We start from the raw sequence: 5,125 nt of genomic DNA on the forward strand, positions 1-5,125 counted from the left end.
GAACTGAAGTCCTGTACTGTTGGCCACCTTGCTTCCTCCTTACGTCCCCGACCTGCGTCCGCACTCAGCGATGACCCCCGCCACCGCTCAGGACAGACTAAAAACGACAGCAAAACCCGGACCGGAGTCCGGGTTAAGGCATCATTACGCTTCGATCGGCGCGCGCCAGTCGTCAGAGCCGGAAGTCCCGGCAACGGTGTGTTCCCAGTCCACCTTGCGGTAGGCCAGCGACACTTCGATCAGCTGGGTGTAATCCTGCTTGGACGGGTCCTGGCAGTGCGGCATCTGGTTGTTGATGTCGACAATGGTGGCGTCGGTCAGGGTGGTGGTGAAGAAATGCTCCTGCTTGCCTTCCACGGAAGTGCGGTACCACTTCAGGGTCACGGTCGGCAGCATTTCACCGGAAGCCAGCGCGTTATACAGCAGCGGCACGGCCTTGTTCAGGGCCACGGTGAATTTGAACGGTTTATGCACGCGCTGGCCTGAAGGCTGGCCGGACTGCGGGTCGGTCGGCACGGTGACGACGTGGTTGAATTCCTGCACCAGCATCTCGTCTTCGTGGCCCTGCACGTAGATGTTGCCGACGGAGTCGGAAGTGAAGGCACCGGCAGTGATATTGCCCTGAGTTTTACCTTCGATGCTGATATAACATGGAGTTGGCATAGTCTTGCTCCTCGCTGTTGAACATGTGTTTGACTTCATGGTTCATAAAGCAATGACTATGCCACTTTTTATTTCATTGTTTTAAAAGGGAAAAATCATATCGTCATTTTCCCTAAGTCAAATTTGAGCAAAAAATTGCGCAGACCTCCCGAAAAAACGGCATCCATTGCGCAAACAGGGATTTATGCTGGAAACTGAGCAAGAAGTTGCGCAGATTGCGCGATTGTTCTGTGGAAGGATGTTTTATGAACTATCGGCGTCTGATTTTTTGTGAGTGTTATCACGTTTTTGGTTTTGTGCGATCGTTGGGGGAGAGATAAACAGTAAGCAGGGAACAGTGCATTCCACTCTGTTCACGGGTATCAGGTAGCGGTATCGCACTTTGGCTAACTAACTCCGCACGTTCTCTCATGTTTATACAATCCAGGCAGTGAAACGGGGGTCCAGCAGAGAAAAAATTGGCTTAATGAAGCCCTGGACAGCACGTAATGTGAGTCAGAACACGTCAGTACTATAAGATGGCAAGGTCACAACCAGAAAGTGATGGAGCAGCGCTTGATGGGCGCTTTGTTGTGGGTATTCCAGTTGGTGCTTCTAAACTTCTGCTTTACTGTCAGGATGAAGCGTGATCTGATCCTGTCATCTGGCAAAAGCTCGACTTATTCAACAAAGCCCCGCTATCCTTCAATCCTTCGCTCATTGAGAGCCTCCAATAACAGATCAAGTTGTTCTGAAAGGATAAAAGAGAGGTTATCCCGAATCCCTTGATGGTCAGAATCAATCAGCAACCATATCAACACCCGGCAACGATAAATCAACTCAAGCGCACATGGCGGTGGAAGTGGATCGTTATACATCGCTGTTACCCTCCTCTTTAATTGGTAGGAACAACCAGGCTGTCCGATATCTCCTAGTGATGGATCGTTGCTCTCCTGCAAAGTCTGACTGGCTCAAATTATTATGGGTCGTAAATGCCGTGGAGACAAGTTAAAGGACGCGAGATGATAACTAAATGCAAAGAGTTTCCGGAAAAAACGATCCTGCTCATGCCTTGCCACTTTTGGGACAAACTATCCGTCAGCGGAGAGAGCTTCTTGGTTTGTCGCAGGAAAATCTGGCAAGCGCTACAGGTATTGATCGCAGCCACATGGGCCGAATCGAGCGAGGTGAACGCAACGTTACCCTGCTGAATTTGTTACGCATTGCGGATGCGCTTGAGTGGAGTCTGGAACAGCTTTTTGCTGCCGCTAAACTCTGATGCAATGACAGTTGATGGCACAAGTACAACCTTAACCTGTACTATCAATAATCCCTGCAAGGTCAACGTAGTAGACCGGAATATTACAGGTCGCTGAGTTAAAAAGTCACTCCACCCTATCCTACATGTCTCTGCGGCATCCACTCCTCGACTTATTGAGTCCAACGAAAACCAACAGGTACATCTGCACCTCATGAACGAAGACAGGCCCGATAACATCGGGCCACAGAGTACAAGAGATAAACCAGGATAAAGTTGAACAAAAATCACACTGGCAAGTGTGATTCGGATATTAAAGGGACACGCCTATTGCTGCCCTTCTCTACCCGGTTCGGCACAGGTGTGGCTAACTGTCGGCCGGGGGATATTTTTCCTGATCAGATCGGAGACGAGAACGTGGGGTGCGTGGAATTAACCGCCCCTGTTCGTCAAAATAGCGGCTCGGCCAAATCTCATAGGCCGGCACGCCCAGCGCCTCGGCAATTAGCAGCTCCCCTTTGGGCCACGGACGGATAAGCGCATTCCCCAGCGTGGAGGAATTCAGTCCGGCCGCCCGCGACACGGCAGCCAGCGTGGTTCCCCGTTTGTGAAGCCTGGCAATGATGTCGGCAGAATGCCAGTCGATTTTAACCATTTTATTTACCTCATTCAAAGACTTGAAGTCCGACAAGGATAAGTGGATGCATAATATATTTAGTAAGTCTAAAGATGATTCATCTTAAGGAATGCTAAAGATGATGTCAATATAACCAATAACAGGAAGAGTTATGGTGCCGAAGCGTCTGAAGGCAGCAAGAGAGCGTGCAGATATTTCACAGGAAGAACTGGCGATAGCCGCCGGGATTTCTGAAGATACGGGCTACTCAAGAATGTCACATTATGAGAATGGCAGGCACAGACCAAAATTTGAGCTGATATGCACGTTTGCCAAAATACTGGATGTGCCGGAAGGATACTTCTACACACTGGATGACAGCTTTGCTGAAGCCATGCTTGAGCTGCATGCTAGCGAATTGGTTCAGTGGAGAAAAGACACATCTAATTAATTGAAAAAATTAGCGATCCCTATAAATACCAATCACCATCTTTATGAACTCTAAAGATAAATTCTATTGAGCAATGCTAAAGATCTCCGTGAAATCCTCATTGGGAACACGGCATGATCCCCAAAAGACTCAAAGAAGCACGCTTGCACGCTAAACTCACTCAGGAAAAACTGGGTGTACTGGCTGGGCTTGAAGAAGCTACGGCTTACTCACGCTTGTCTCATTATGAAAACGGTACGCACAAGCCGACCTTCGAGCTGGTGTGCGAGTTTGCTCGCGTACTGGACGTACCGGAATGCTATTTCTATATAGTGGATGATCAGTTTGCGCAAGACGTGCTTGAGTTATTTCGAAGCAAGAAGAGTGGTTAGGATTAGGCTCTGTCTTTTAATTTGGCAATCAGCGGTTCTCAGCATATAGCAGGTACTGGCTTTCATCAGTCAATAGAACATGCTGGTCACCAATAGCGAGTTCAGCGCCAGGCCTCCCCCAGCGTGCATTCACCCCGACTTCCGCACCTGCCAGGCTGGCGATAATGGCCGACCAGTCAATAAACATTCCTTGTCAGATCAATATGACCAGGGTGGCAACAATACAACCGCCTATAAAGAGTTTGCCATAAACATCGTGGTAGCAGAAAGGTAATCGGCACCCCGCCGTCATCGGAAAAATTGCAAGGGGCAACATAGAAAACCTCTTCTGGATAAATAAACGCTGAATTATAGAAAAACAATTTCGCGATATTGTCTAAAAACCCGTATTAAGGATGGTGATATCCGTAATACGGGCTCATCAACTTTCACTTCGTCCCTCGCTGTGTTTTTTTGTCTTCTCCGGGCATACGCCATTCTGCACTGGAGGAACCTATGTCATCTCATCAGTTATTGCGTCTGAGACAAGTGGAAGAAAAAACTGGCCTTAAGCGCTCGCAAATCTATTTGTATATGAAAGACGGAACCTTTCCGGCCTCAATAAAGATTGGTCCCGCCAGCGTGGCCTGGCTCGAATCTGAAATTGACGAATGGATTAACCTCAAATTAGCCAACCGCTTAACGCGCTGATGAAGGATATCGTCTTATGATCCCCTCATTGAATTACGCGGTATTAACACACGCCCTTGCTGCGCTCAAGGACGGTAATTTTCATTATTGTGAAAAATTAGGATTCACATTTGACGAATTAAATGCCCTCAATCAGCTCTCCCTCGACGAACTGTTTATCGTCAGCCGGGCATCGGCGCAATTTATGGCGGTAACTGTCCGCCATGACGTCCTACAGCAGATTCTGACGTTATCCCGCAAGGAAGCGCTGCGCCAACAACAGATTAACCGGGCCATCAGATTAGGAGGATCAATCGCTCTCCTGCACCACTTTTTTGGCCTCACCTCAAACGAGGTCTGCACTCGCCGCCGGTTATTGGGTGTCACCATCCCTCATGGCCGAACGCCTATCCCCGATGAAACCACTGATGCCGAAATCTGGCGGTTATGGCAGAAAAGCCGACCTGAAAACCTTGAAACGCCTGACGCGCTGGAAGCAATGCTGCAGATCACCGAAGCGTTATCGTCGCGGGAGGAAGCGCCTTCGCTCACCGTTGTCTGGAACCGTATCACCCTTTGCGAAAAGGAAGCACCGAACAGGAGGACACCACATGCCAGATGAGATCGATCGCGATCAGGAATTTAATGAACAACGTCTGGAAGAGATGATTGAGCAGAACCGTTTCAAGCCAGCAACTACGCCCTCATTACATTACTGTCGTTTATGCGGTGAACCTATTCCCGAAAAACGACGGCAAACGCTGCCGGGTGTGACGACCTGTACGGAATGCCAGACTATTCTTGAACGCCGTCAGCGCTGATAATATGCAAGCAGACGCACAGAGAATAGTGTTTCTCTGTGCGTCTGCTTATTATATTAATAAGTATAACGCTTGTTATAAGCGTTAAAACGATGAGCAAAAACCGTCGCCATTATTACTTATCTGCGTTAGCTCAGACTTGATATGAAGGTGTTTTGTGTTAGAGAATGATTAAGTCAATGAGCGATCTGCGGACATTGCTAACAGCGTTCTGAGTGAACTAACAGGGGGCAGGTCATAACGGGCATGGCGTTCTCCAAGTGCGCAAGGCTTTGCCATACAGAATGGAGCTAAGTT

At 48.6% G+C, this 5,125-nt stretch carries 8 protein-coding genes; 6 read left to right on the forward strand and 2 right to left on the reverse strand.

Annotated elements, in window-relative coordinates; all coding sequences use genetic code 11:
- Nucleotides 1-144: 144 nt before the first annotated feature.
- Entirely contained in the window at nt 145-663 is a 519-nt protein-coding gene (locus tag DXX3274_RS00050; protein ID WP_013318572.1) for an Hcp family type VI secretion system effector, read from the reverse strand.
- 1,012 nt (nt 664-1,675) lie between these two features.
- On the opposite strand from DXX3274_RS00050, the gene DXX3274_RS00055 reads away from it, so the two are divergent.
- Nucleotides 1,676-1,921, forward strand: coding sequence for a helix-turn-helix domain-containing protein (locus DXX3274_RS00055; protein WP_012769232.1), 246 nt, complete (start codon nt 1,676-1,678; stop codon nt 1,919-1,921).
- 346 nt (nt 1,922-2,267) lie between these two features.
- Here the strand turns inward: DXX3274_RS00055 and DXX3274_RS00060 are convergent, their stop codons facing one another.
- The gene (locus tag DXX3274_RS00060; RefSeq protein WP_042857867.1) at nt 2,268-2,555 is read right to left on the reverse strand and encodes a helix-turn-helix transcriptional regulator; all 288 of its coding nucleotides are present in this window, start codon (nt 2,553-2,555) and stop codon (nt 2,268-2,270) included.
- Between the two features lie 133 nt (nt 2,556-2,688).
- Here DXX3274_RS00060 and DXX3274_RS00065 point away from each other — a divergent pair, with 133 nt between their 5' ends.
- The 5 genes from DXX3274_RS00065 to DXX3274_RS00085 all read left to right on the forward strand — a co-directional run bounded on the left by DXX3274_RS00065 (nt 2,689) and on the right by DXX3274_RS00085 (nt 4,828).
- Nucleotides 2,689-2,967 carry a helix-turn-helix domain-containing protein gene (locus DXX3274_RS00065; protein ID WP_042857868.1) on the forward strand — a complete coding sequence of 93 codons (279 nt, stop codon included), beginning with the start codon at nt 2,689-2,691 and terminating at the stop codon, nt 2,965-2,967.
- Nucleotides 2,968-3,080: 113 nt separating this feature from the next.
- Nucleotides 3,081-3,338, forward strand: coding sequence for a helix-turn-helix transcriptional regulator (locus DXX3274_RS00070; protein ID WP_016940998.1), 258 nt, complete (start codon nt 3,081-3,083; stop codon nt 3,336-3,338).
- A 495-nt stretch (nt 3,339-3,833) separates the two neighbouring features.
- Nucleotides 3,834-4,028, forward strand: a complete 195-nt coding sequence (locus tag DXX3274_RS00075; RefSeq protein ID WP_042857869.1) for an AlpA family transcriptional regulator — start codon at nt 3,834-3,836, stop codon at nt 4,026-4,028.
- Between the two features lie 16 nt (nt 4,029-4,044).
- Nucleotides 4,045-4,629 carry a DUF2857 domain-containing protein gene (locus DXX3274_RS00080; protein ID WP_042857870.1) on the forward strand — a complete coding sequence of 195 codons (585 nt, stop codon included), beginning with the start codon at nt 4,045-4,047 and terminating at the stop codon, nt 4,627-4,629.
- On the forward strand, nt 4,619-4,828 hold the full coding sequence (locus DXX3274_RS00085) for a TraR/DksA family transcriptional regulator (protein ID WP_014699379.1): 210 nt from the start codon (nt 4,619-4,621) through the stop codon (nt 4,826-4,828). Before DXX3274_RS00080 ends, DXX3274_RS00085 begins: the two co-directional genes overlap by 11 nt.
- Nucleotides 4,829-5,125 lie beyond the last annotated feature (297 nt).

Source organism: Dickeya sp. NCPPB 3274 (genome assembly GCF_000406205.1).
GTDB classification, from domain to species: domain Bacteria; phylum Pseudomonadota; class Gammaproteobacteria; order Enterobacterales; family Enterobacteriaceae; genus Dickeya; species Dickeya fangzhongdai.